The organism is Pedobacter jejuensis (assembly GCF_003725795.1).
Lineage (GTDB): Bacteria > Bacteroidota > Bacteroidia > Sphingobacteriales > Sphingobacteriaceae > Pedobacter > Pedobacter jejuensis.
In genome coordinates, this window is the sequence record NZ_RBEE01000023.1 from 487,107 (window position 1) to 510,870 (window position 23,764).

Genomic DNA, 23,764 nt, shown 5'->3' on the forward strand with positions numbered 1-23,764 from the left:
TGTTCCTTGGTGTATATCACTCAAGGAACATTTTTTATTTATCATCGATTTTAATCTATTACGCCAAAATTTTATCTGGCGTAATTGGTAAAGTTCTTATTCTTTTACCTGTTGCATTAAAAACCGCATTTGCAACTGCTGCAGAGAATCCAATTAATGCAATTTCGCCCATTCCCTTTGCTCCCATTGGGTTAATGTGAGGGTCTGGTTTGTTTATAAAATGAACTTCAATTTCCGGAATATCGGCATTAACCGGAACATGGTAATCAGCAAAATTATTGTTGATGTATCTACCATAGCGATGGTCAATTATTGATTCTTCGGTTAAAGCCATTCCTACTCCGCCAACGGCACCTCCAACCATTTGGCTTCGGGCAGTTTTCGGACTAACAATTGTTCCTGAATCTCCAACAGAAACAATTTTATCAACTTTAACAACACCGGTTAAACTATGAACTTTTACCTTAACAAAGTGTATCGAGAACGAATACATTGAAAATTCTTCTCTTTCCTTGCCGGCCTGGCTTTGTTTGGTTACCTCAATAGATGGAAGATTGTTTTTCTTTAATACATCAACAAAATTTGAGGTAGCATCCATATTTGCGTTTGCAGCCAATTCTGCAACCGTAGATTTTAATGATACACAAACATCATTCACTGCAGAACCAACAGTAGATAATGTAGCAGAACCACCTTGACTTGGCGCTGGTGGAAGCGACGAATCTCCAAGTTCAAATTTGATTCTATCAACAGGTATACCTAATAACTTACTGGCTATTAGAGTCATACCTGTTCCGGTTCCTGGTCCAATGTCGCTTGTTGCACTTTGCAAAACCAAACTTCCATCAGCTTTTAGAATTCCCTTAACACTTGCTCTGCCTCTATTTGCATTAAATACACCAATACTAACACCATATCCCATTTTCCATTGGCCATCAACCAAACTTCCATGTTTATTTTTTCTTTCGCTCCAGCCAATTTTTTGAGCACCAACACGATAGGCTTCTTTTATGTTTTTATCCGAAAAAGGTTTATTGCGTTGCTGGTCTTTTTCAGGGTCGTTTTTAGTTCTAAACACTAATGGATCCATATCTAAAGCATGCGCCATTTCATCAATCGCACTTTCCAAAGCAAATGCTCCGGTAGCTTCGCCTGGTCCACGCATCCAAATGGGCACACCTAGATCTACGGGTACAACACTATATTGTGTATTCACATTATCGCATTGGTACATGAACTTAGCCATATTTACCACGCCTTCGGTAAAGTTTTCATACACCGAAGTTTCGCCAAAAGCTCTATGCGTTATGCCTGTTAAAGTACCATCTTTTTTTGCTCCTAAACCAATTGTCTGTACTGCAGCAGGTCGATTGCCAACCATAGTAAACATTTGCATTCTGGTTATAACAACTTTCACCGGCTTCGATATGTGCTTAGATGCCATTACAGTAGCAATTTCTAAAGGCCATGTTCTTAATGCCATACCAAAACCACCACCAACAAATTCAGAATTTACCTGAATATTTTCTATTGGAATTTTAAACACATTAGCAATAGTACCTTGCGTAGCTTTTACACCTTGTGTTTTTGCGTAAACAGTAACCTGATTATTTGGACGCCAATCGGCAATAATGCCATGCAACTCCATAGGATTATGGGTTTCTATTGGTAAATGATATTCTTCTTCAATAGAAACTTCAGCGGTTTTATATGCATCTTCTACACCACGTTTATAATCTGGCTGACCTTGAAGTTTTTTTGAACTCGCATCACTTACAGCTTTCTCAAAATCGGTATTAAATGATTCTTTAGCATAAGTAGCTTTTACCAAAGAGGCAGCATAAGTTGCTCTTTCAAAAGTATTTGCAACTACAATTGCTATAGGTTGACCATTAAAAAATATTTTATCTGTGTAAAAAATCTTTAAAGCTGGTCCGCCTTCTTGCTCGTAAGCAGGTGCAGAAGGTTTATTTAAATGCGATAGTACCGAAATTACTCCAGGGGCTTTTTCTGCAGCTTTTGTATCCAAAGATGTAATTTTACCTTTGGTGATGGTGCTTGTTACCAAAACGCCATAAGTTAAACCTGGTAATTCATATTCTGCAAAATACTTTGCTTTTCCGGTAACCTTGTAAATGCCATCTACGCGGTCATTTTCATCTTTTAAAATTTGATTTCTCATGATTACGCTTTAGATTTTGCAACGGTTAACGCTTCGATAATTGAGTTTGGTGCCATTTTAAGTTTGAAATCATTTTCCCCGAAACCTTTTGCATCTTTCATGGCTAATTTGGCTGCTTGTTCAAAGTTTTCTAGAGTAGCCTCTTTTCCCTTTAAAAAATTTTCTGATTCGGTTAGTCTCCATGGCTTATGCGCTACTCCGCCCATTGCCAAACGCACATCTGTTATCTTGTTATTTACAATTTCTAATCCAACTGCCACGGAAATCAATGCAAAGGCATAAGATGCCCTATCTCGTACTTTCGTATAGTGAGAGTTTTTCGAAAGATTATTAACCGGAATTTCCAAACGGATAATCATTTCATCGGGCTTTAAGTTGTTATCCAACTGCGGAGTATCACCTGCCAAACGATGAAAATCTTTAAATAAAATTTTTCTTTCACCTTTAGCATTAGCAAGAACAACAGTTGTATCTAAAGCGATTAAAGCGATACACATATCGCTAGGATGGACAGCGATACAGTTTTCTGAAGTTCCGAAAATTGCATGCATCCTGTTAAAACCACCAATAGCACCACAACCAGAGCCAGGTGTACGCTTATTGCATGGCATTTCTGTATCATAAAAATAGCCACAACGTGTACGCTGCATCATATTTCCGCCTACCGTAGCAACATTTCGAAGTTGAGCAGATGCCCCGGCATTTAATGCCATTGCTAATAAAGGAAGCTTATCTTTTATTAAAGCATTTTCTGCCACCGCAGTATTTGAAGCTAAGGCGCCAATGATAATATTGTTTCCTACTTGCTCTATATTTTTAAGCGGAACGTGATTTATGTCTATTAATTTATCTGGAGCGGTGACACCTCTTTTCATCAAATCAATCAGATTGGTTCCACCAGCAATAAATTTTGAATTTTTATCTTTTAAAAGCAACGCAATGGCTGATTTGGCTGTTGTAGTGCGGAGGTATTGAAAATTTATCATGCCTTTACTCCTCCTTTCGATACTTCAACAATTGCATCAACAATATTAGGATAAGCACCACATCTGCAAATGTTTCCACTCATGTATTCACTAATTTCAGCTCTTGAACCTGTATGCCCTTCGTTAACACAAGCAACTGCCGACATAATTTGACCAGGTGTACAGTAACCACATTGAAAACCATCATGTTTGATAAATGCAGCCTGCATTGGATGTAATTCTTCGCCATTCGCCAAACCCTCGATGGTAGTTACTTTCTTTCCCTCATTCATAACAGCTAAACTTAGGCAAGAATTAACCCTTTCTCCATCAACATGCACTGTACACGCACCGCATTGTCCATGGTCGCAACCCTTTTTTGTTCCTGTTAAATGAAGTTCCTCACGCAAATAATCTAAAAGCGTAACTCTAGGTTCTATCGAAGTTGTATATGGCTTATTGTTAACGGTTAAGTTTAAAGGAATTTTTTCGAAAAGCTCAGCAAAACGTTCATCAGCTTGGCTTTCTGCTGCTTTAACCGCAACAGATGGTGTTAAGGCGATGGCTGTTATAAGTGAACTTTTTTTTAAAAAGTCCCTCCGACTGTCGCCCTGATTTTGTTTCTTATCAGAAGATTGCATAATTATGTTTTAGGGTTTTCTTGCTTTTAAAGTTCGTTAATCTAATCCTTAAAATACCCTGATTTAGAAATTTAGAATAATTCTAATGAAGATTATTTGTCAGTTAAAAATAATGAGATGGTAAAGCAAAAATAATTTCGTAGATGGCTAATCAATATCTATTTTTATCAAATGGAAGATATTAAGCCACTACCCAATTTATCTGCAGAGGAACAACGTGTTTTAGGCTCGTTAATAGAGAAAAGCCGGACTACACCCGATTATTACCCGATGACATTAAACGGTTTAACGGCTGCTTGTAATCAAAAAAGCTCAAGAAATCCGGTTGTAAATTATGATGAAGAAACTGTTAATCTGACATTAAACTCTTTGAAGGTTAAAGGATTAATTTCTACTGCTACAGGCGGTTCGAGCAGGGTAATTAAATACAAACATAATTTAGGAATAGTTTATCCATTAGTTCCATCCGAATTATCAATTATCAGCTTACTGCTGCTTCGCGGGCCACTTACACCAGGAGAAATCAACAGCAATTCAGGAAGATTATTTGAATTTGAGAGCATTGAAGAAATTTTAGAGCAGTTGCAAAAACTTTCTGAAGCGGAACCAGCTTTCGTAAAATTGCTTCCAAAAAAGCCTGGTCAAAAGGAAGCTAGATTTGTTCATTTGTTAGGTGAGCAAAGTGATGTTCAGGAATCAGAACCGCAAGTGGCTCAAACAACAATTTTCCAACCCAATGAAGAGTTGGAAAATCGAATATCTAAACTTGAACAGGAACTTGAAGAATTAAAAGAGCTAGTCAATCTTTTGATGGATAAATAATTAATCCTCGTACTTCTTAAAAATGGTACTGGCAACATGTCCGCCAAAACCAAATGTATTATTTAGAACGTAGTTGACTTCCTTTTTAATCGATTGACCAAGCACAATATTTAATCCCTGAGGGATTTTATCATCAAGCGTTTCAGTGTTTATAGTAGGAGGAATTATACCATCTCTTATTGCTAGGATACTGATTAAACTTTCTACTGCTCCTGCAGCACCCAACAAATGGCCAGTCATCGATTTTGATGCACCAATTATAACCGGCAAACCATCAAATACATTTTTGATAGCGTTTAATTCACTTAAATCGCCTAAACCAGTTGAAGTGGCGTGGGCATTTATATAATCGATTTTGTCTGCAGAAATATTGGCATCACTCAAAGCTTTTTTCATGCCTAAAGTTGCGCCAATTCCATCAGGAGGCGTACCTGTTAAATGATAAGCATCGGCAGCCATTCCGCCGCCAACAATTTCAGCATAAATGTGGGCGCCACGTTGAAGCGCATACTCTAATTCCTCTAAAATTAAAGCGCCTGCACCCTCTCCCATTACAAAACCATCACGGGTTTTATCAAAAGGTCTTGAGGCAGTTTCAGGACTATCATTTCGTTTTGATAAAGCTTGAGCGGCACTAAAACCTCCAACAGATGCTTCGGTAATTGCAGCTTCAGAACCACCTGCAATCATAATATTTGCTTTCCCTAAACGAATTGTATCAAATGCATTTATATTAGCCGTGTTTGAAGAAGCACAAGCAGAAACTGTACAGTAATTTGGTCCACGAAGTTTGTGACGTATGGAAATTGCACCTGCGGCAATATCAACAATCATCTTCGGAATAAAAAATGGACTAAACCTCGGTGTTCCGTCTCCTTGATGAAATTCTGCCAATTGCTGTTCAAAGGTCGTAATTCCACCATTTCCAGTAGCCCAGATTACGCCAACCTCTGCCAATTCTTCATCACTCATTGCAGTAAAATCCAAGCCAGCATCAGTAATGGCTTGGTCGCTCGATGCGATTGCATATTGCGTAAACGTATCAAATTTTCTAGCTTCTTTTTTATCGAGGAAAGATTCGGGATTGAAATCTTTTACCTCTGCCGCAAAATGTGTTTTAAACTTACTGGTATCGAATTTGGTAATCGGGCCAACGCCGCTTTTACCATCCAAAATATTTTTCCAAAAGCTTTCTACAGTGTTCCCAAGAGGCGTTATTGCGCCTAATCCAGTTACAACTACTCGTTTCATTTTATTAGTTTTTATTTTCTCCTTCGAACAGATAATCAACGAAAGCCTGAACTTTCGGAGCAATAATTAATATAGCAGGAATGGCCACTAAATAAGAAAGTCCCCACGATTTAAGCCACACTTCAAGAAAGTTCTCGCTGAAACCCAAGTTTACGCTAATCGCCGCAAAGGTTACAATTCCTGTCGTAAAAATTGCCATAATAAAGGCAAAAGTTAATTTCTTTTTCATTCCTGCCAATGATGATTGATTATTTTACCGATTCTATTCAAGCTTTCCTATTCGTATTCATCACATTCAAGGCATCTACAGGCGATTGACGGAACAACTCGTAAATTTTAGCGGTATCACCAACCCTGATTTCGAATTCATCTTTTGCCAAGGCAGCTATAAACTCATCGGCAACAACAGCTGGCTTAATACCATTCTGACCACCAATTTCTTTTGAAAATTCAGTATCAACCAAAGGCGGCATCAACTCGAAAACCTTAACCGATGTATCTCTAAGACTTAATCTTAACGAAGTTGTGTAAGAATGCAAAGCTGCTTTACTGGCTGCATAAGTTGGCAAGGTAATACCCGGAACATAAGCCACAACCGAGGAGACATTTACAATTGCAGATTCTGCTTGCTCTTTTAAAATGGGTAATAATTTTTGGTTGATTCTGATGATGGATAAATAGTTGGTTAACATTTCATCTTCAGCATTGGCAAAAGCATCCTGATTATTATCGGCCAAATTGTAAAGAATTGCCCTGCCTGCGTTATTGATAACCATGTTTAATTTAGGAAAATCCTTTTCGATTCGTTCGACCAGATTAGATACTTCGTTTGCTTTGCTTACATCAAAAGGAATTGCGGTAACGTTTTTTATTCCCGCTAAAGCGCTATCCAACCTGGCTGCATTTCTGCCTGTAACAATTACATGATTGTCTAAAGCCGTTAACTGTTTAACGATTTCTAAACCAATTCCAGCTGTTCCGCCGATAATTAATACTGTGTTTTGTGAAATTTTCATATTTGTAATTTTTATATTATACCAATCGGTATATTTTAATTTAAAATTTTTTAGCCGAGGCTGTTGATATATTTTTTTAGTGAATCCATTATTAAGTTCCAATTTTCGATTTTATTGGTCAACCGTGAAATCATGATGCCACCCTCAATCATGGCAATAACTGTTAAAGCGATTTGCTCGGGATTGCTGCCAACCTTTATTTCTTCATTTGAAATGCCATCTTCCACCAACTTTATAATACTTTTCTTCCAGGATAAAACGGCTTTTAAAACCTTTTCTCGGAGTGCTGGATGAGTATCATCAGCATCGATAGCAGTATTTAAAATCGGGCAGCCACCTTGAGAGATGCCTCCAACTAAAAAGCTTTGATAGATACTTATGTAAGCCAGAAGTTTTTCTTTCGTCGTATCCTTTTTGCTAATCTCGGCTTCTATTTTTGAAACGTTACTGTTAAAATTATAGTCAAAGGCTGCAAGCGCAACTTCGTCTTTATTAGCGAAGTTCCCATAAATACTTCCTTTCGTTAACCCTGTTGCAGCAGTAATATCATTTAAAGAAGTACCCGCATATCCTTTCATATTAAATATGGGTGCGGTTTTTTCAACAATGAAATTTCTTGTTTTTTCAGCTTTGGTCATGGTTATTTTTAACTGCCAATGCAAATATATACCGATTGGTATATTAAAAGCAAATTTATTTATCACTAGAATGTATTTTAATCTTTATGAAATTTATTCATTGGTAGTTTCTTCATCATACAAAATTGGCATTACCCTGACCTACAACGAAGATGAGTGCTACGAAGTAAATTAATTTTATGGTCTTAATATGCGAAAAAGATGATTAAATAAACTTACCATATCAATGAAATGAGTAGCGTACAAAAAAAATTTCTCCACTACGGAAGAAATGACGATTTCTATATTGGTTTGAATTTTATAACTTTGAAAAATGAATACCACAGAAAGTTTGGAAGATTTCTACAAAAGCAAATTAAAACCTTTACCAGAGAATTTAATGAATGGTGTTGGACATTTCAACGTTTTTAACTTACAAGATTGCCTTAAAAATGACAACAAACCATTAACGTATAACAGAAGAGATTTTTATAAAATATCGCTTATTCGTGGTCATAATGTTTATCACTATGCCGATAAGAGCATAGAGATTAATGGTACTGCACTCATATTCTTTAATCCTTTAGTGCCATATACTTGGGAACTTGCAAATGGAAATAAAGATAATGTTACTGGCTTCTTTTGCATTTTCACAGAAGCATTTTTCAATGAAAAAATTCGTGGCAACATTGCCGATTTACCCATGTTTATTCCAGGCGGTAATCCGGCTTTTGTTTTAGATGAAACACAAGGAAAACATGTAGAAACGATATTTATAAAAATGTTTGAGGAAATTAATGGCGACTACATTTTTAAATATGACCTAATAAGAAATTACATTACGGAAATTACTCATTTTGCTTTAAAAACCCAACCTTCCAAAGCTTTAGTAAAACATACCAATGCTAATAGTAGAATAACATCAGTTTTTACGGAATTGTTAGAAAGGCAATTCCCAATTGAAACGCCTTCACAGAGATTTACAATGCGGTCGGCTAGAGATTATGCATCACAACTTTCGGTACATGTAAACCATCTTAACAGAGCAATCAAAGTTACAACCGGAAAAACTACTACACATTACATTACCGAAAGACTACTAAGAGAAGCCAAAGCTTTATTAAAACACACAGATTGGAACATTTCTGAAATTGGATATTGTTTGGGTTTTGAAGAGCCGACGCATTTTAATAATTTTTTTAAGAAGCTAACCAACCACACACCAAAATCTTATCGAATTGTTTGATTATTGTAACTATTCTTTTGATAGAGTTAATTAACTGAACCTGATTTTACCAAAACCTTTTGATAAGCAGGAAGCGTTAAATCATCAACAATAACACCTCTATTGGTACTTGCATGAACAAAAAAACCGTTATTCAGATAAACTCCAACATGATCAACATCTTTACCTCCAAACGAAAAGAAAACCAAATCGCCTTCTTTTAAATTATCAATACTTTTACGCTTCACTACATTCGCTTGTTCACGAGAAATCCTAGGTAAGGTTACTCCGTAGATTTCCTTTTCTAGCATTAAAGCAAACCCCGAACAATCGATACCACTTTTATCCATTCCACCGAAACGATATTTAACGCCTGTCCAATCGGTTATGAATCTATAAAGTTGTTTATTCTTCAAATTCGACATTGCATCAGCCGCTTTTGCAGCCTTTGTATCACTTTTAACAGTATATTTCCTGGAACCACAAGCGGTTAAGATAATTGAGAGTATTAAAACTAGCCAAAAAGAATATTTAGTTTTTATCATACATTTAATTTTGCCACACATTCAAAGATTTATTTGCTTAGTTTATCTGATTAAAAAAGTAGAAGGCAAAATAATTTTGTGTTTCCTTTGCAGATTTGAACTGCAGCTAATCTAATTTTTTATCAACCTTTGTATCTCATCCAACTTAAGCAAAGCCTCAACAGGTGTTAAGGCATTAACATCTAAGTTATTCAAATTATCACGAATTTTTACCAAAACAGGATCGTCAATAGCAAACATTTGTAATTGATAAGCCTGATTCTGAACCTTTTTGATGCTATCTTTAATGCTCTGCCCTTCTGTTCTATCAATTTCTAATTTCTTCAAAATCTCGTTGGCTCTTCCGATTAATTTAGGTGGCATACCAGCCATTTTTGCTACATGGATACCAAAACTATGTTCGCTTCCTCCTGGAACTAACTTTCGCAGGAAGATAACTTTGTTGGTCATTTCCTTTACAGAAACATTAAAATTCTTAATCCTAGGCATCGTATTAGCCAATTCGTTAAGCTCGTGGTAATGCGTTGCAAACAACGTTTTCGGACGAGAAGTTGGGTGTTGATGCAGAAATTCTGCAATTGCCCATGCAATTGAAATACCATCGTAGGTACTCGTTCCGCGGCCAATTTCATCCAACAGAATCAAACTGTCATCAGAAATGTTATTTAAAATACTCGCCGTTTCGTTCATTTCTACCATGAATGTACTTTCTCCAGATGAAATATTATCTGAAGCACCTACACGTGTAAATATCTTATCAACCAAACCTACTTCTGCAGCTTTTGCCGGAACGAAACAACCCATTTGCGCCATTAAGACAATCAATGCAGTTTGTCGTAAGATTGCAGATTTACCCGCCATGTTAGGTCCGGTTATCATTATAATTTGCTGCGAATCGGTATCAAGATAAACATCGTTCGTTATGTATTCCTGCCCAACCGGCAACTGCTTTTCTATAACCGGGTGGCGACCGCCTTTAATGTCTAAAACCTTCGTTGTCGACATTTCAGGTTTTACGTAATGGTTTTTTTCTGCTAATTGAGCAAAGCATAGTAAACAATCAAGTTGAGCAATCAAGAACGAATCAAGCTGAATTGGTTTTATATAACTTGCTGTTTCGTACATTAATTCATTGTACAATCTAATCTCAATCGCTTGAATTTTTTCTTCAGCACCTAAAATTTGCTCTTCATATTCCTTAAGTTCTGGGGTGATGTATCGCTCGGCATTCACCAAAGTCTGCTTACGAATCCAACCTTCAGGAACCTTGTCTTTATGAGTGTGTGTTACTTCTAGATAATAGCCAAAGACATTATTAAATGATATTTTTAACGAAGGAATTCCAGTTGCCTCGGCTTCACGTTTCTGAATTTGCACCAAATAATCTTTACCACCAAAAGCAATTTTACGTAATCTATCTAAATCTTCATCAATGCCATCGTTAATTACATTTCCTTTAATCAAAAGTGCAGGTGGTTCGGGTTGAAGTTCTTTTTCAATTCTTTCTCTAATGGCTAAACATGGATTTAGCTGGTCTGCAATTTTAATAAGGAATTGATTTTTAGATTTTGCTGCCAGGTTTTTAACTGCTTCGATGTGAATTAATGCTCGTTTTAAAGCAACCAATTCCCTCGGACCAACACGCTGCAAACCAACCTTAGAAATCAATCTTTCAATATCGCCGATTTGCTTTATATGAACTAAAAATTCCTGTGTTATTTCAATATTCTTTACGAAAAAATCAACCATCCCCAAGCGTTCTTCTATGGGCTTTAACTCTTTCAGTGGCATAATAATCCACTTTTGAAGCAAACGGGCACCCATCGGGGTACAGGTATGATCTAAAATATCAAAGAGGGTTACAGCATTATCATTGGCAGAATTTACAAGCTCAAGGTTTCTAATGGTAAACCTATCCAACCACATATATCGGTCTTCCTCAATTCGGCTAATCGAAGTAATGTGCTGTAAATTCCGATGCTCCGTTTCACCTAAATAGTGTAAGATAACTCCGGCAGCAATTATTCCACTTTGTAAACGCTCTACCCCAAAACCTTTTAACGATGCAACCTCAAAATGCTTGGTTAAAGTTTCCTGAGCATAATCGGTTGTATAAGGCCACTCATCCAATCCAAAAGTGTAAAATCTATCACCAAAACTTTCGGTAAATATTTGCCTTTTCGATTTTTGAAAGATAACCTCAGTTGGTTTAAAGCCTTGCAAAAGCTTATCAATGTAATCGCTATTTCCTTGGGCAATCATAAATTCCCCGGTAGAAATATCCAGAAATGAAACACCAATTTGTGTCTTATCAAAAAATACAGAAGCCAGGTAATTGTTTGATTTCTGATTTAGAATATTATCACCGTAAGCTACGCCAGGCGTAACCAATTCAGTAACACCACGTTTAACAATACTTTTGGTTAGTTTCGGGTCTTCCAGTTGGTCGCAAATTGCAACCCTTTGGCCTGCCCTTACTAGTTTCGAAAGATAATTATCTAAAGAATGATGCGGAAAACCTGCCAGTTCTAGCGCTCCGCCGTTTGGTCCGGTACCACGACGAGTGAGCACAATACCCAAAATCTGAGCCGTTTTTATGGCATCTTCGCCAAAAGTTTCGTAAAAATCTCCAACCCTAAAAAGTAAAAGTGCACCAGGATACTTCGCTTTAATTGCGTTGTATTGTTGCATTAACGGGGTTTCTTTGTTTGTATCTTTAGCCAAAACTGAAATTAATTTGCAAAAGCTATAAAGATAACATGATTCATCGTTCTATGGTTGTTTTGTTGAAAATTTGAAAGATTGTTATTAATTGGTTAATTAGGGATTGGAATATCTAATTATTATTTAAAAAATGAGCGGTTTGGCACTCTTCGGATGCTGCAGCCCTGCTATCCACTTTACTTCGTTACACTCGGTGCTCGTTCCTATCATGTTTAATAAACAAAGTCTGTTTAGCATGAAGACATAGGAAATTTGTATTCCCCTCTCTTAGAGGTGTATCCGCAGGAATTGATGTTAATTTATAGTATTTTTAAAACGTTTCTTCATCTTGGCTGTTTCATTATTATAATTTAACCTAATATTATAACTATGACGATTCACTTAAATACCGACAAAAATTTAACGATACATCAAGAATACGAAGATAAAATCCAAACTCAAATTACAGATGCTTTAAGCAGATTTAGTGATTTAATTACACGTGTCGATGTGCATTTATCGGATGAAAACGGCAGCAAGGATGGTTTGGAAGACAAACGTTGTTTAATAGAAGCAAAAATTACAGGTAAAGAGCCTATTGCTGTTACAAATTTTGGAAATAACTATGATTTGGCAATTGCAGGGTCGTTATCCAAAATGAAAAGCGCACTTGAAAAAATTGCTGGAAAAATGAAAAGTCACTAATATAAAAATGCAATCCTGAAAAAATCAGGATTGCATTTTTAATTAAAAAGCTTTCGGCAACATCAACAAAAAAGGTAAAGCTTTATTATAATCAAGTTCTTCATACTCCAAACCCAAGGCCCTTAAATTTTTATAATACATAAAATGATTTTCATAATACGCTTTTTCTGATTGTAAATACCAAGACTTTTCGCCTAATTTTTGAGCCAAAAACCACTTTTCAATTAATCTGCCCATCCTACCATTACCATCGTTAAAAGGATGTATTTTAACAAATACCAAGTGAATCATAGATGCAAAAAAGAAAACTTCTTTAATATTTAATTCTAAGGAAAGTATAATGGCTAAATCTTTATAAAACTTATCCATTTCTTCATGAAGTTTATAAGGAGAAATTGCAAAATATTCTATACGTCCATCAGGTGTTGAAACATACATATTGCTATTTCTAAACTTACCCTGATAATTTTTGGCAACAATATGCTTAGTTAATAATTGATGAGCAGTCGAAAGATTTTCTTGATCTAAAAAATTATTCCTAACGAAATCATGAGCAGCGTACAAATCATCAATTTTCTTTGTGTAGTCAGGTAAAAATTCAATTCCAAACTTTTTATGTTTGATATAAGAATCCAATTCAATGTCTTCTCCTTCTATTTTGCTTGAATAAACCGAAGAAACTGAGGTGTAAAAACTAAATTCTTTTGTAGAAATTTCCGCGTCCTGCAAATTATCGAACTTTGTTTGCAAATCATCATCAACTTGCAAGCAATATTCTTCAAGTAATTCTACAGGTATAATTTTCAGTTCATCAAGCATTATTGAAAATAGATTTCAGGCTAATTTAACATTAGATTTTGTAAAAAGCTATAACGTTTAAAGTTGCCGAATATATTCCAAAAATAGTTGTAATGCCTTAGTCCTATCCGCAGTAACGTCAAATTGAAGTTTGTGATACAAATAATCCTCTAAATCAAAATTTGGAGATTTGGGTAAATCTTGTAAAACTTCTTTTCTGTGCGCCAAACCAAATTTCAAAGCTGCATTAAATTCATCTTTAAATTCATGTGAAATTTCTTTATTGGCCACCCAGGCTGCATACATAAAAGGCAGGCCAGTAAAGTTTTTCCACTCTTCGCCCATATCGTAAACAAAAGCATAGTCATCTTTTTTTCCAAAAGTTCTATCTCCAATTAATACGATTGCATCTGCTTTAGCTAAAGGTTCAGTCGTAAAATCTACTTCTTGTTTCCAGTAAAACTTTAATAAAACCTTAGCCAGGTTATTTGAAGTTCTGGAATGCGCATCCAGCTTTAAGGTTTTAATTTCATCTATCGGAACATCGCTAAAAATAAACACAGAATTTACGGCGCCATCGCTGCCAATACAGTAATCAGCAACAATATTTGCGTTTGGCACCAAAGGGATTGCGGCGACAGGCATTAAGCCCAAATCAACTTCGCCACTAATTACTTTTGCAGCGCAATCAGAAGGAATATCCAGACTTAAATCTATTTTATTGATGATTTCTGAATGTTCTAAACCGTAAATAAACGCTTTTGTATTGGTATAGGCAACAGCCGATATTTTAATCTTATTCAAGGTGATATTGTATTTTTTTTATAATGACTATCATCATTGCTTTGAATGAGGGGACATTAACCATTTTTAATTATGTTGTTAAAAAGAGATTGCTTCGTGCCTCGCAATGACGTGATGGTTCGTTATGGTAAATATTTCTTTGAATGTCGAACCATGAAAAATTATTCAATCACTAAACCATCCAGATGAATGGCATTATTAAATTCAAGAACGGTAAACTTTCCATCTTCAAATCCCAACTTATACAAAACCGTGTTTTGATGTGGAAATTCAGTCATTTCGCTTAGTGGTTTTTCTAGCAGTAGGCAAAGAAAAACACGCATTGCCCTACCATGCATGCAAAGTAAAACAGTTTTTTCTTCTGGTCTTGTCGATAAAACCTCCATAGGCTGTTTTAAGCGGTCATATACATCCTGTACGCTTTCGCCACCTTCAAAATGAGCCGAATAATCACCATCTTGCCAGCTTTGTAACATATTACGAAAGGCTTCGCGGGCTTCTTCCGAATTTGGTTTTCCTTCCCAAATGCCCCAAGCCAACTCATCTAAACCAGAAAGTTTCTCCCATGGTAAGCCAGAATCAATAAATTTTTGAACGGTTTGCCAGGTACGCTTTAAATCAGATGTATAAATTTTATCGAAAGGAATATCTTTATAAGTTTGATAAAAAGCCTCTGCTTGTGCTCTGCCAGTATCATTTAAATCGGAGTTAATTCCCCTGCCTTGTACTATTCCTTGCTTATTAAGTTCCGTTTCGCCGTGGCGGATAATATAAATACTCTTCATTTTTAAAATTATTGAATGATTGATTTTTGAATGATTGAATGTCAGTAAGCTCATTGCAAAAAAATCACTCACTCTATTATTTACTCATTTTATCTGAATGATTGAATTCTGGACCGTGAAATATTCACTCATTCAAAACTCATTCATTCAAAATTAATTCACGACCGGCAACTTATAATACGCAGGTTTCTTTTCTTCTTCAAAAACAACGTTTTCGAAGTCGGTAACTACATTGTATAAGGTATCACGTTCTATTGCTTTTCGACCAACTTGTTTAATTAAGTTTACCAACTCGCGGGTACTCATTGCAGGCGTTTGTTCTTCAGCGCCGGCCATAGAATAAATCTTCGTAGTATCATCCAAGGTACCATCAATATCATCTACACCGTAATTTAAAGATAATTGAGCTGTTTCGCGACTAATCATTGCCCAATAAGCTTTTATGTGGTCGAAGTTATCCAGGTAAATACGAGCGATAGCATAATTTCTTAAATCCTCAATAACGGAAGACTCAGGAACATTTCTCATTTGGTTGTGCTGGTTTCTGAATTTCAGTGGAATAAAAGTTTGGAAACCACCAGTTTTATCTTGCAATTGGCGAAGTTTTTCCATGTGGTCAACACGATGTTCAAACTTTTCAATATGTCCGTAAAGCATTGTAGCGTTACTTCTCATGCCTAATTTGTGCCATTCTTCATGTATGGCCAACCATTGTTCGCCGGTACATTTATCTTTGGCAATTTGTTCACGAATTTCTGGATGAAAAATTTCTGCACCACCACCCGGCATTGATTGCAAACCCGCCTCTTTCATTAATTTCATACCGGTTGCATAATCAATTTTCGCCTTTTTGAATATATAATGGTATTCTACCGGCGTTAAAGCTTTAACATGCAAATCTGGTCGATGGGTTCTTATTGCAGTAAATAAAGCTGAATAAAAAGCTACATCATATTGCGGCAAAACGCCACCAACAATATGCACTTCGGTAACTGGTTCATCATCGTACTTTTTAACAATATCAAGCATTTGCTCCATCGTTAAAGCCCATCCTTCTTCTTTCTGTTTTATCAAGCGAGAATACGAACAAAATTTGCAATCGTAAACACAAAGATTTGTAGGTTCTAAATGGAAATTGCGATTGAAATAGGTTTTATCGCCATGTTTTTCCTCGCGGATGAAATTTGCTAAAACACCCAAATACCCTAATTCGGCATGTTCGTATAAGTGAACACCTTCATCAAAAGTAATTCGTTCTTTATTAAGTACTTTATGTGCGATATTTTGTAGCTCAGTTGATACTGAAGTATCAGCTAATATTTTTTCAACTTGCTCAGTTGTGTTCATTCCTGAATTATTTTGAACAAAAATACAATATTGAGGCGATTTGAAAATCATTTTCTTGTAACAAACGAATAGTTCAGTAGCTTATTAGTTCATTAGTCATTGGTTCAATAGTTCATTGGTTCAATAAGTTCATTAGCCATTGGTTTATTAGTCAATAAGTTCATTGGTCATTTGGGTTAAGCGCCATAGCCAATGATACAAATGAACTACTGAAGAAATAAACGAAAAAAAGCACCTCTTTTCAGAAGTGCTCTTTGCAATGTATTTCATAGGTAAATGAAATTATTTAGCAGCGGGTACAAACGTTAAAATGATATTTGCGGTTTTACCACCAAATTCTATTGGCGATTTCATTACCATTTGTGTGCTGGAAAGCTCAGTTAAAACTAAACGGTAACCTTCAGTTACATTTTTAGCTTTGTCGCCTTCAAATATTTTTTTGAATTGGAAAGTTTCTTCTTTCGGTGCAGCCGACCAAAAGATAGTCTGCATTACTGAACCACAAGAACTTGATGCTGGTAAAGTGTATGAGCCATTTCCGCTATTTGTTAAACTCCAGGTACTTCCTTCAAAGCATTTGTAAGATTTTTCACCAAATAAACCTTGTACAGCTCCATCTGGCAAACCATCTAAAGCCACATTACTAACTACCCATTCGCGGACAACTGTTCCTCTGCTACCTGTTACGCCTGCAGTAACCCTTTTTGCCGTATTACAGCTTTGTAACATTACTAAAGTAGAACATGCTATCGCGATAGCTATAAATAATCTTTTCATTTTGTTTAATTTAATTTTCGTGATTGTGATTACATAAATCTTGCCAAAACAAATATGAACCTTAAATTAGCGCCAAATTATTAAATTGCGTTGCAATTATTTTGCCTTAAATCCTATCATCATGAAACCCGAAACCCTTGCTATTCACGCTTCTAATCTTGTAAAAAATACCACTGGTGATGTAACTCCACCGATAAATTTATCGACAACTTTTTTTCGTGATGAAAATGGTGGTTATCCGGGTGGGCACATGTATAGTCGTGTGAGCAACCCAAACCGATCTGCTTTAGAAAACACTGTAGCTAAATTGGAGTATGGAGAAGATGCTGCAGCTTTTGCATCGGGCAATAATTGTGGTATGAGTTTGTTTCAGGCGTTAAAACCTGGTAGTCACATTATTGCGCCTGATGATATGTATTGGGGCATTAAAAAGCAATTGCTAACCATTTTTAACGAGACTTTAGAATTCGATTTTATCGACCAAACGGATTTAAATCTGATAGAAAAGAGCATAAAACCCAACACCCAGTTAATATGGATTGAAACCCCATCTAACCCACTATTAAAGATTACAGATATTGAAGAAATAGCCAAAATTGCAAAAGCGCATCATATTACTTTGGCTTGCGATAGCACTTTTGCCTCTCCTATTTTGCAAAATCCAATTTTGCTAGGTGCAGATATTGTAATGCATAGCAGCACAAAATATCTTGGTGGCCACAGCGATGTATTGGGTGGAATTTTAGTCACCGCTAAAAAGGATGAACTTTGGGAGAAAATCAAAAACATACAACAAACAGGTGGTGCCGTTCCATCGCCTTTTGATTGCTTTTTATTGTGCAGAAGCATCAAAACATTGGCTTACCGCATGAAAGGTCATTGCGAAAACGGGAAAAAAGTTGCTCAGTTTTTGGTTAATCATCCAAATGTAGAGGCAGTTTTCTTCCCTGGATTGGCAACACACCCTCAACATGAGATTGCCAAAAAGCAAATGAAAGATTTTGGCGGAATGATGTCGTTCTTAGTTAAAGGAGATGTGGATGCAACAAGTAAGGTGGTAAACAGCGTTAAATTATTTGCACAAGCCACAAGTTTAGGCGGTGTAGAAAGCTTAATTGAACACCGCTATTCTGTTGAAGGACCAGACAGTAAAACCCCAAAAAATTTACTTAGAATTTCTATTGGTTTGGAGCATGTAGATGATATTATTGCCGATTTAGAGCAAGCATTAGGATAACTTCTATACTACTTCTCCAAGTCTTGAGGTATTAAAAGCTTTAGTCAAAAACAGTTTTCCGTGAATTCTGATTTCTGTGGCAGTTTAATCACCATGATTTTTTGGAAATGAAAGTTCAGTAATCCTTTTGATATTTCAGTCCCGCTTTGCATTACAAGCCCAATGAAAAATTGGGGCTTTTCATTGCAATCGGGTTTAGGAACAAAGGTGGGATGCATCTAATGCATGTTGTGTAACCAGCGCCATATTAAATTTATCTTCATTACGCAAACATTTGGGGAATAACAAAGCGATTCTGAAAACTCAATTTTCATGAATTCTGTGTTTCTGTGGCAGTTTTAGCGCCATGATTTTTTGGAAACGTACGTTCAGTAATCCTTTTGATATTTCAGTCCCGCTTTGCATTACAAGCCCAATGAAAAATTGGGGCTTTTCATTGCAATCGGGTTTAGGAACAAAGGTGGGATGCATCTAATGCAAGTTGTGTAACCAGCGCCATATTAAATTTATCTTCATTACCCAAAAATTTGGGGAATAACAAAGCGATTCTGAAAACTCAATTTTCGTGAATTCTGAGTTTCTGTGGCAGTTTTAGCGCCATGATTTTTTGGAAATTTACGTTCAGTAATCCTTTTGATATTTTAGTCCCGTTTTACATTACAAGCCCAATGAAAAATTGGGGCTTTTCATTTCAATCGGGTTTATTTAACAACGGTTTGGGCATTTCGCAAACCCTTAAAATGGAACACTACATTTGCAAAATAGCCCCGGTTGAAGCGAACACGAAGCAACAGCCATTTCGGCTGTTAGCGAAGTAAAGCGTAAAACGGGAACAAATTTAGTTTCTTGCACAAGCCTTGCGCTGCTAAAAAAAATGAACCGCCTGGAATATTTTAAACCTGTTTGACATTATTTTGAAAATGAAAAGGCAATACCTTCTGGCGGTTTTTAGTCCCTCTTTGCATTACAAGCCCAATGAAGAACTGGGGCTTTTCATTGCAATCGGGTTTACGAACAACGGTTTGGGCATTTGGCAAACCCTTAAAATGGAACACTACATTTGCAAATTAGCCCCGGTTGAAGCGAACACGAAGCAACAGCCATTTCGGCTGTTAGCGCAGTAAAGCGTAAAACGGGAACAAATTTAGTTTCTTGCACAAGCCTTGCGCTGCTAAAAAAAATGAACCGCCTGAAATATTTTCAACCATTTTCAAAAGCTATTTTGGATTACAAACTGTTACCAACTTAGCAGAATAATTTGCATTTAGCGGTTCATTTGTTTGAGCCAAACGCTGCGAACCAGTATTTGCTGGACAAGCAATATCGCCCGCTGCATCGTAAATCAACTTAGTTCCATCGGCAATTAATTCTTTTGGTACGTAAACCTGAACTTTAGTTATCGAATAACCCGAAGGGAAGTAACGAACATAATAACCATCAGGATGTTTGGTCCAAATGCCGCTTGGTACATCTGCTCTTGGTGTAGCCATTCCGGCAATGATGGCATATTTCTCCATATCTGCGTACGTATAATTGCCTGAGGCAACTAGCTGGCGAATGTTATTCTCTGCTTCAAATACTGCTTTAACACCCGATGGAAGCTGGTCTTTTGCTTTTTCCATAACATCGAAAGGTAAAATACCCAAGGCACCGCCCTCCAATTGTGTTAGCTGTTTTGGTGTTAAGAGCTTAACAGCGGTTAACTTAATTGTTCCGTTAAAATCAGAAAACTTAGTTCTGGCAATAATTGCCCAAAGCAATGCTTGTATATCGTGCTGCTCCACATCAGGATGTTTTTCGGCACTTTTTAAAACAGTAACTACAACCTCTTCTTTTGAACCTAGAACTGGGGCAAACATATATCCATCTCCTTTTGAAGGAGCAAATGTTCCGGCTTTTAAGCAATAACTTTTATTGGTCATTTCGTAAAAACCTTCGCATAATACAAAACCTCCTTCTGGATTTTTTGGTAATAAATATAACGGTTGAAATTTTGCATTTGCATTGAAATCGGGCATCTTCTCTCCCGTTCTATCAACATCTTCGAAAGATGTGGTGATAGCAGCTGGTTGCTTTAAAAATTTATCTACGCCCAAAGCTTTGGCACCTTGAGCAGTCCCAACCTTAAGCAATTTATCTTTTAAGCCACTAAATTGAGCTCTAGAAGTTGAACCAGCCATCACGATTAGTAATAACAGTGAGATACATTTAATTTTTTTCATAGTAATTTATTAATAGGATATACAAACATAAAATTTTGACGTTAAATTTATGTTAGCAATCGAACTAAGTTTTTTTTTAATAAAAATACTTTATTGATTTACAGGTAGTTGTTAAATTATCAAAATTTTATTTTGTTGTTTCAAATTTAATTACCACATTTGAAATATTATTTGGTAGACAACTAAATAAAAGTCAATCTTAATCGGATTGATTTATAAAGAAGTGGCGAGAGACTGGCTCTGTGACCCACTGGCAACCCTCAGAAAGAGAAGGTGCCAATTCCTGACTAAGTAACATGGTGTTATTTGGTACTATAAATTAAAACTGATGAAAACATTAAATCTACAATCGCTAAGCGGAACCAAATTCTTTTCAAAAGCGGAAAATATTTTTCCAATTTATTGCAGTATTCAGGCCACTATTTGTATGTGCTGTTGCATGTACTAATCTACAATCTTCCTTTTTTGTTTCTTTTTCAAACTGGAAGGTCCCGATAAATCGGGATACGCTACATGCAGGATTATCAGATTTTTTGCTCTTCCTGATATTTATTCAATCACTTAATATTATTTCACTTTACAATTTAAAAAAATGTCAACATCATATAAATTTGAAACATTACAACTTCATGCTGGTCAGGAAATAGATCCAATAACCGGAGCGAGAGCTGTTCCAATTTACCAAACCACCTCTTACGTTTTTAAAAATGCCGAGCATGGCGCAAACCTTTTTGCACTGAAAGAATTCGGAAACATCTATACCCGTTTGATGAATCCAACAACCGATGTTTTTGAAAAACGAATAGCAGCACTTGAAGGTGGAGTTGCAGCATTGGCCGTAGCATCTGGTCAGGCAGCCCAATTTATTGCGTTACATAATATACTAGAAGCGGGCGATAGCATCGTTTCTTCAACGCATATTTATGGTGGCACATACAACCAATTTAAAGTTGCTTTTAAACGTTTGGGCATTCATGTCGATTTTGCAAATCCAGATGTTCCGGAAGAATTTGAGCAAAAAATTACAGAAAAAACAAAAGCAATTTATTTAGAAACCATTGGCAACCCGGCATTTAGCGTTCCAGATTTTGAAAAAATTGCTGCAATTGCAAAAAAGCATGATATTCCATTCATAGTTGATAATACATTTGGTGCAGGTGGATATTTATTTAAACCTTTAGAACATGGTGCTAATATCGTTGTAGAATCTGCAACGAAATGGATTGGCGGACACGGAACCAGTATTGGCGGTGTAATTGTTGATGGAGGAAATTACAATTGGGGCAATGGAAAATTCCCTCAGTTTACTGAACCGTCAGAAGGCTATCATGGTTTAGTTTTCAATGATGTGTTTGGCTTCGATGGTCCGTTTGGTAACATTCAATTCATTATTCGGGCTCGTGTTGAAGGTTTAAGAGATTTAGGTCCTGCGCTTTCGCCTTTCAATTCATTCCTTTTACTGCAAGGATTAGAAACTTTATCGCTCCGAGTTCAACGCCACGTAGATAATGCTTTGGAATTGGCCACCTGGTTGGAAAATCATCCGTTGGTTAAAGAAGTACACTACCCTGGTTTAGCAAGTAGCAAATATAACAATCTGGCTAAAAAGTATTTAAGCAATGGCTTTGGAGGAGTTCTATCGTTCGAATTAAATGGAACTAAAGAACATGCAACCCAAGTAATAGATAGTTTAAAACTGGTTTCTCATTTGGCAAATGTTGGGGATGCAAAAACATTAATCATACAACCATCGGCAACAACACACCAACAACTTAGCGATACAGAGCAATTGGCAGCTGGGGTAAAACCAAATGCTTTAAGGGTTTCTGTCGGTATTGAGCACATTGATGATATTAAAGCAGATTTTGAACAGGCTTTTGCTTCATTAAAACTGGATTAAACCCTGAAAATTAGAACCTAAATCACAGGCAAATCCTGAAACGAAAATTAAGAACATATAGCAAGTTAGACAATGCAGAAGAGCAAAATTAACAGCAATTCATCCCAATTAAACAATTCAGAATATATTTATTATCATCCTAAGCAGTTTAAATTAGAGAACGGAAAAAAAATAAGAAACCTTCAGATTGCTTATCAAACGTATGGAAAACTAAATGCCAATAAAGATAACGTAATATGGGTTTGTCATGCTTTAACCGCAAATGCTGATGTGTTTGAATGGTGGGAAGGCTTGTTTGGACAAAATGCATTGTTTAATCCAAGCGAACATTTTATAGTTTGTGCTAATGTTTTAGGTTCTAACTACGGCACAACAAGTCCGCTTAGCATTAATCCTATAACTGGTTTGCCGTATTATCTTTCGTTTCCGCAGTTTACCATTCGCGATTTTGTATCCGCACATCAATTGCTGGCCAATCATTTGGGCATCGATAAAATTAAGCTATTAATTGGTGGTTCTTTAGGTGGTCAGCAAGCTGTAGAATGGAGCATTATTGAATCGAATAGAATAGAAAATCTAATTTTAGTTGCTACCAATGCCGTTCACTCTCCTTGGGGAATTGCCTTTAATGAAAGTCAGCGTTTAGCCATTACCACAGATAGAACTTTCTTTGCTAATCAGCCAGATGGAGGAAGTAAAGGTTTAAAAACAGCAAGAAGTATTGCGCTTTTAAGTTATAGAACCTACAATGCTTATGGCAACACTCAAGTAGAAAGTGTAAACGATAAAACAGATAATTTCAGGGCTTCATCCTATCAAAACTATCAAGGCGAAAAATTGATAAATCGCTTTAATGCATACAGTTATTATTATTTAACTAAAGCAATGGATAGCCATAATGTTGGTCGCGGCAGAAAAAGCATTGCAGATGCGCTAAAACTTATAAAGGCAAATACATTAGTTATTGGAATTGAAAATGATTTTTTATTTCCAGTATCAGAGCAGAAATATCTTGCAGACCATATCCCTAACGCCGAATTTGCTGCAATTCACTCCGAATACGGGCATGATGGTTTTTTAATTGAAACAAATGCTTTAACAAACATTATTGGAACTTTCATTAAAGAAAGCAGAGATAAAAAGATATTTAAGTTACAGCATACAGCTTAAGAAAGATAATGGAATAAAGAATAAAGAACAAGGAGCAAAGATTAATCTTAAA

The 23,764-nt window shown here is 36.2% G+C and carries 21 protein-coding genes and 1 riboswitch; of the genes, 6 read left to right on the forward strand and 15 right to left on the reverse strand.

Annotation, left to right across the window (positions count from 1 at the left end; all coding sequences use genetic code 11):
- Positions 1–58: 58 nt before the first annotated feature.
- Genes D7004_RS12910 through D7004_RS12920 form a run of 3 tightly spaced genes read right to left on the reverse strand, consistent with a single transcriptional unit; the run spans position 59 to position 3,788 of the window.
- Complete coding sequence (locus D7004_RS12910) at positions 59–2,182, reverse strand: xanthine dehydrogenase family protein molybdopterin-binding subunit (protein ID WP_123206255.1); 2,124 nt, start codon at positions 2,180–2,182, stop codon at positions 59–61.
- Between the two features lie 2 nt (positions 2,183–2,184).
- Entirely contained in the window at positions 2,185–3,168 is a 984-nt protein-coding gene (locus tag D7004_RS12915; RefSeq protein ID WP_123206256.1) for an FAD binding domain-containing protein, read from the reverse strand.
- Positions 3,165–3,788, reverse strand: coding sequence for a (2Fe-2S)-binding protein (locus D7004_RS12920; RefSeq protein ID WP_123206257.1), 624 nt, complete (start codon positions 3,786–3,788; stop codon positions 3,165–3,167). Before D7004_RS12920 ends, D7004_RS12915 begins: the two co-directional genes overlap by 4 nt.
- Positions 3,789–3,959: 171 nt before the next feature.
- Here D7004_RS12920 and D7004_RS12925 point away from each other — a divergent pair, with 171 nt between their 5' ends.
- The gene (locus tag D7004_RS12925; protein ID WP_123206258.1) at positions 3,960–4,610 is read left to right on the forward strand and encodes a YceH family protein; all 651 of its coding nucleotides are present in this window, start codon (positions 3,960–3,962) and stop codon (positions 4,608–4,610) included.
- Here D7004_RS12925 and fabF read toward each other — a convergent pair whose 3' ends face one another.
- Genes fabF through D7004_RS12945 form a run of 4 tightly spaced genes read right to left on the reverse strand, consistent with a single transcriptional unit; the run spans position 4,611 to position 7,581 of the window.
- Entirely contained in the window at positions 4,611–5,861 is a 1,251-nt protein-coding gene (fabF, locus tag D7004_RS12930) for a beta-ketoacyl-ACP synthase II (protein ID WP_123206259.1), read from the reverse strand.
- A 4-nt stretch (positions 5,862–5,865) separates the two neighbouring features.
- Positions 5,866–6,090 carry a DUF2798 domain-containing protein gene (locus D7004_RS12935; protein ID WP_123206260.1) on the reverse strand — a complete coding sequence of 75 codons (225 nt, stop codon included), beginning with the start codon at positions 6,088–6,090 and terminating at the stop codon, positions 5,866–5,868.
- Between the two features lie 37 nt (positions 6,091–6,127).
- Positions 6,128–6,877, reverse strand: coding sequence for an SDR family oxidoreductase (locus tag D7004_RS12940; protein WP_123206431.1), 750 nt, complete (start codon positions 6,875–6,877; stop codon positions 6,128–6,130).
- 50 nt (positions 6,878–6,927) lie between these two features.
- Positions 6,928–7,581 carry a TetR/AcrR family transcriptional regulator gene (locus D7004_RS12945; RefSeq protein ID WP_244214331.1) on the reverse strand — a complete coding sequence of 218 codons (654 nt, stop codon included), beginning with the start codon at positions 7,579–7,581 and terminating at the stop codon, positions 6,928–6,930.
- Between the two features lie 247 nt (positions 7,582–7,828).
- Here D7004_RS12945 and D7004_RS12950 point away from each other — a divergent pair, with 247 nt between their 5' ends.
- A complete protein-coding gene (locus D7004_RS12950) occupies positions 7,829–8,740 on the forward strand; it encodes a helix-turn-helix domain-containing protein (RefSeq protein ID WP_123206262.1) in 912 nt (303 codons plus the stop codon).
- Between the two features lie 26 nt (positions 8,741–8,766).
- Here D7004_RS12950 and D7004_RS12955 read toward each other — a convergent pair whose 3' ends face one another.
- Together D7004_RS12955 and mutS are read right to left on the reverse strand one after the other, a co-directional pair.
- Positions 8,767–9,264, reverse strand: a complete 498-nt coding sequence (locus D7004_RS12955; protein WP_123206263.1) for a C40 family peptidase — start codon at positions 9,262–9,264, stop codon at positions 8,767–8,769.
- A gap of 111 nt (positions 9,265–9,375) precedes the next feature.
- The gene (mutS, locus tag D7004_RS12960; RefSeq protein WP_123206264.1) at positions 9,376–11,988 is read right to left on the reverse strand and encodes a DNA mismatch repair protein MutS; all 2,613 of its coding nucleotides are present in this window, start codon (positions 11,986–11,988) and stop codon (positions 9,376–9,378) included.
- A 369-nt stretch (positions 11,989–12,357) separates the two neighbouring features.
- On the opposite strand from mutS, the gene D7004_RS12965 reads away from it, so the two are divergent.
- Positions 12,358–12,672 (forward strand): HPF/RaiA family ribosome-associated protein, encoded by a 315-nt coding sequence (locus D7004_RS12965; RefSeq protein WP_123206265.1) that lies wholly within the window; start codon positions 12,358–12,360, stop codon positions 12,670–12,672.
- A 42-nt stretch (positions 12,673–12,714) separates the two neighbouring features.
- Here D7004_RS12965 and D7004_RS12970 read toward each other — a convergent pair whose 3' ends face one another.
- From D7004_RS12970 to D7004_RS12990, 5 genes are all read right to left on the reverse strand, one after another.
- A complete protein-coding gene (locus D7004_RS12970) occupies positions 12,715–13,491 on the reverse strand; it encodes a Fic family protein (RefSeq protein WP_123206266.1) in 777 nt (258 codons plus the stop codon).
- A gap of 57 nt (positions 13,492–13,548) precedes the next feature.
- Entirely contained in the window at positions 13,549–14,274 is a 726-nt protein-coding gene (locus D7004_RS12975) for a menaquinone biosynthetic enzyme MqnA/MqnD family protein (RefSeq protein WP_123206267.1), read from the reverse strand.
- Positions 14,275–14,435: 161 nt separating this feature from the next.
- Complete coding sequence (locus D7004_RS12980; protein ID WP_123206432.1) at positions 14,436–15,059, reverse strand: histidine phosphatase family protein; 624 nt, start codon at positions 15,057–15,059, stop codon at positions 14,436–14,438.
- A 153-nt stretch (positions 15,060–15,212) separates the two neighbouring features.
- A complete protein-coding gene (gene mqnE / locus D7004_RS12985) occupies positions 15,213–16,406 on the reverse strand; it encodes an aminofutalosine synthase MqnE (RefSeq protein ID WP_123206433.1) in 1,194 nt (397 codons plus the stop codon).
- A 282-nt stretch (positions 16,407–16,688) separates the two neighbouring features.
- Complete coding sequence (locus D7004_RS12990) at positions 16,689–17,183, reverse strand: hypothetical protein (protein WP_244214332.1); 495 nt, start codon at positions 17,181–17,183, stop codon at positions 16,689–16,691.
- A gap of 121 nt (positions 17,184–17,304) precedes the next feature.
- On the opposite strand from D7004_RS12990, the gene D7004_RS12995 reads away from it, so the two are divergent.
- Positions 17,305–18,420, forward strand: coding sequence for a trans-sulfuration enzyme family protein (locus tag D7004_RS12995; protein ID WP_123206269.1), 1,116 nt, complete (start codon positions 17,305–17,307; stop codon positions 18,418–18,420).
- A gap of 1,217 nt (positions 18,421–19,637) precedes the next feature.
- Here D7004_RS12995 and D7004_RS13010 read toward each other — a convergent pair.
- Entirely contained in the window at positions 19,638–20,642 is a 1,005-nt protein-coding gene (locus tag D7004_RS13010; protein WP_123206272.1) for a hypothetical protein, read from the reverse strand.
- A 210-nt stretch (positions 20,643–20,852) separates the two neighbouring features.
- A riboswitch (SAM riboswitch) is annotated at positions 20,853–20,963 on the forward strand.
- Between the two features lie 271 nt (positions 20,964–21,234).
- On the opposite strand from D7004_RS13010, the gene D7004_RS13015 reads away from it, so the two are divergent.
- Together D7004_RS13015 and D7004_RS13020 are read left to right on the forward strand one after the other, a co-directional pair.
- On the forward strand, positions 21,235–22,542 hold the full coding sequence (locus D7004_RS13015) for an O-acetylhomoserine aminocarboxypropyltransferase/cysteine synthase family protein (protein WP_123206273.1): 1,308 nt from the start codon (positions 21,235–21,237) through the stop codon (positions 22,540–22,542).
- A 72-nt stretch (positions 22,543–22,614) separates the two neighbouring features.
- Positions 22,615–23,712, forward strand: a complete 1,098-nt coding sequence (locus D7004_RS13020) for a homoserine O-acetyltransferase family protein (RefSeq protein WP_244214333.1) — start codon at positions 22,615–22,617, stop codon at positions 23,710–23,712.
- The last annotated feature ends 52 nt before the right edge of the window (positions 23,713–23,764 follow it).

What these genes read in the sequence shown, in the direction of transcription:
- D7004_RS12970 (WP_123206266.1), bottom strand. Translation starts at nt 13,491, where the DNA reads ATGCTTGATGAACTGAAAATTATACCTGTAGAATTACTTGAAGAATAT.
- D7004_RS13020 (WP_244214333.1), top strand. Translation starts at nt 22,615, where the DNA reads ATGCAGAAGAGCAAAATTAACAGCAATTCATCCCAATTAAACAATTCA.
- D7004_RS12915 (WP_123206256.1), bottom strand. Translation starts at nt 3,168, where the DNA reads ATGATAAATTTTCAATACCTCCGCACTACAACAGCCAAATCAGCCATT.
- D7004_RS12965 (WP_123206265.1), top strand. Translation starts at nt 12,358, where the DNA reads ATGACGATTCACTTAAATACCGACAAAAATTTAACGATACATCAAGAA.
- D7004_RS12950 (WP_123206262.1), top strand. Translation starts at nt 7,829, where the DNA reads ATGAATACCACAGAAAGTTTGGAAGATTTCTACAAAAGCAAATTAAAA.
- D7004_RS12925 (WP_123206258.1), top strand. Translation starts at nt 3,960, where the DNA reads ATGGAAGATATTAAGCCACTACCCAATTTATCTGCAGAGGAACAACGT.
- D7004_RS12920 (WP_123206257.1), bottom strand. Translation starts at nt 3,788, where the DNA reads ATGCAATCTTCTGATAAGAAACAAAATCAGGGCGACAGTCGGAGGGAC.
- D7004_RS12980 (WP_123206432.1), bottom strand. Translation starts at nt 15,059, where the DNA reads ATGAAGAGTATTTATATTATCCGCCACGGCGAAACGGAACTTAATAAG.
- fabF (WP_123206259.1), bottom strand. Translation starts at nt 5,861, where the DNA reads ATGAAACGAGTAGTTGTAACTGGATTAGGCGCAATAACGCCTCTTGGG.
- D7004_RS12940 (WP_123206431.1), bottom strand. Translation starts at nt 6,877, where the DNA reads ATGAAAATTTCACAAAACACAGTATTAATTATCGGCGGAACAGCTGGA.
- D7004_RS12935 (WP_123206260.1), bottom strand. Translation starts at nt 6,090, where the DNA reads ATGAAAAAGAAATTAACTTTTGCCTTTATTATGGCAATTTTTACGACA.
- mqnE (WP_123206433.1), bottom strand. Translation starts at nt 16,406, where the DNA reads ATGAACACAACTGAGCAAGTTGAAAAAATATTAGCTGATACTTCAGTA.
- D7004_RS12995 (WP_123206269.1), top strand. Translation starts at nt 17,305, where the DNA reads ATGAAACCCGAAACCCTTGCTATTCACGCTTCTAATCTTGTAAAAAAT.
- D7004_RS12990 (WP_244214332.1), bottom strand. Translation starts at nt 17,183, where the DNA reads ATGAAAAGATTATTTATAGCTATCGCGATAGCATGTTCTACTTTAGTA.
- D7004_RS13015 (WP_123206273.1), top strand. Translation starts at nt 21,235, where the DNA reads ATGTCAACATCATATAAATTTGAAACATTACAACTTCATGCTGGTCAG.
- D7004_RS13010 (WP_123206272.1), bottom strand. Translation starts at nt 20,642, where the DNA reads ATGAAAAAAATTAAATGTATCTCACTGTTATTACTAATCGTGATGGCT.
- D7004_RS12910 (WP_123206255.1), bottom strand. Translation starts at nt 2,182, where the DNA reads ATGAGAAATCAAATTTTAAAAGATGAAAATGACCGCGTAGATGGCATT.
- D7004_RS12955 (WP_123206263.1), bottom strand. Translation starts at nt 9,264, where the DNA reads ATGATAAAAACTAAATATTCTTTTTGGCTAGTTTTAATACTCTCAATT.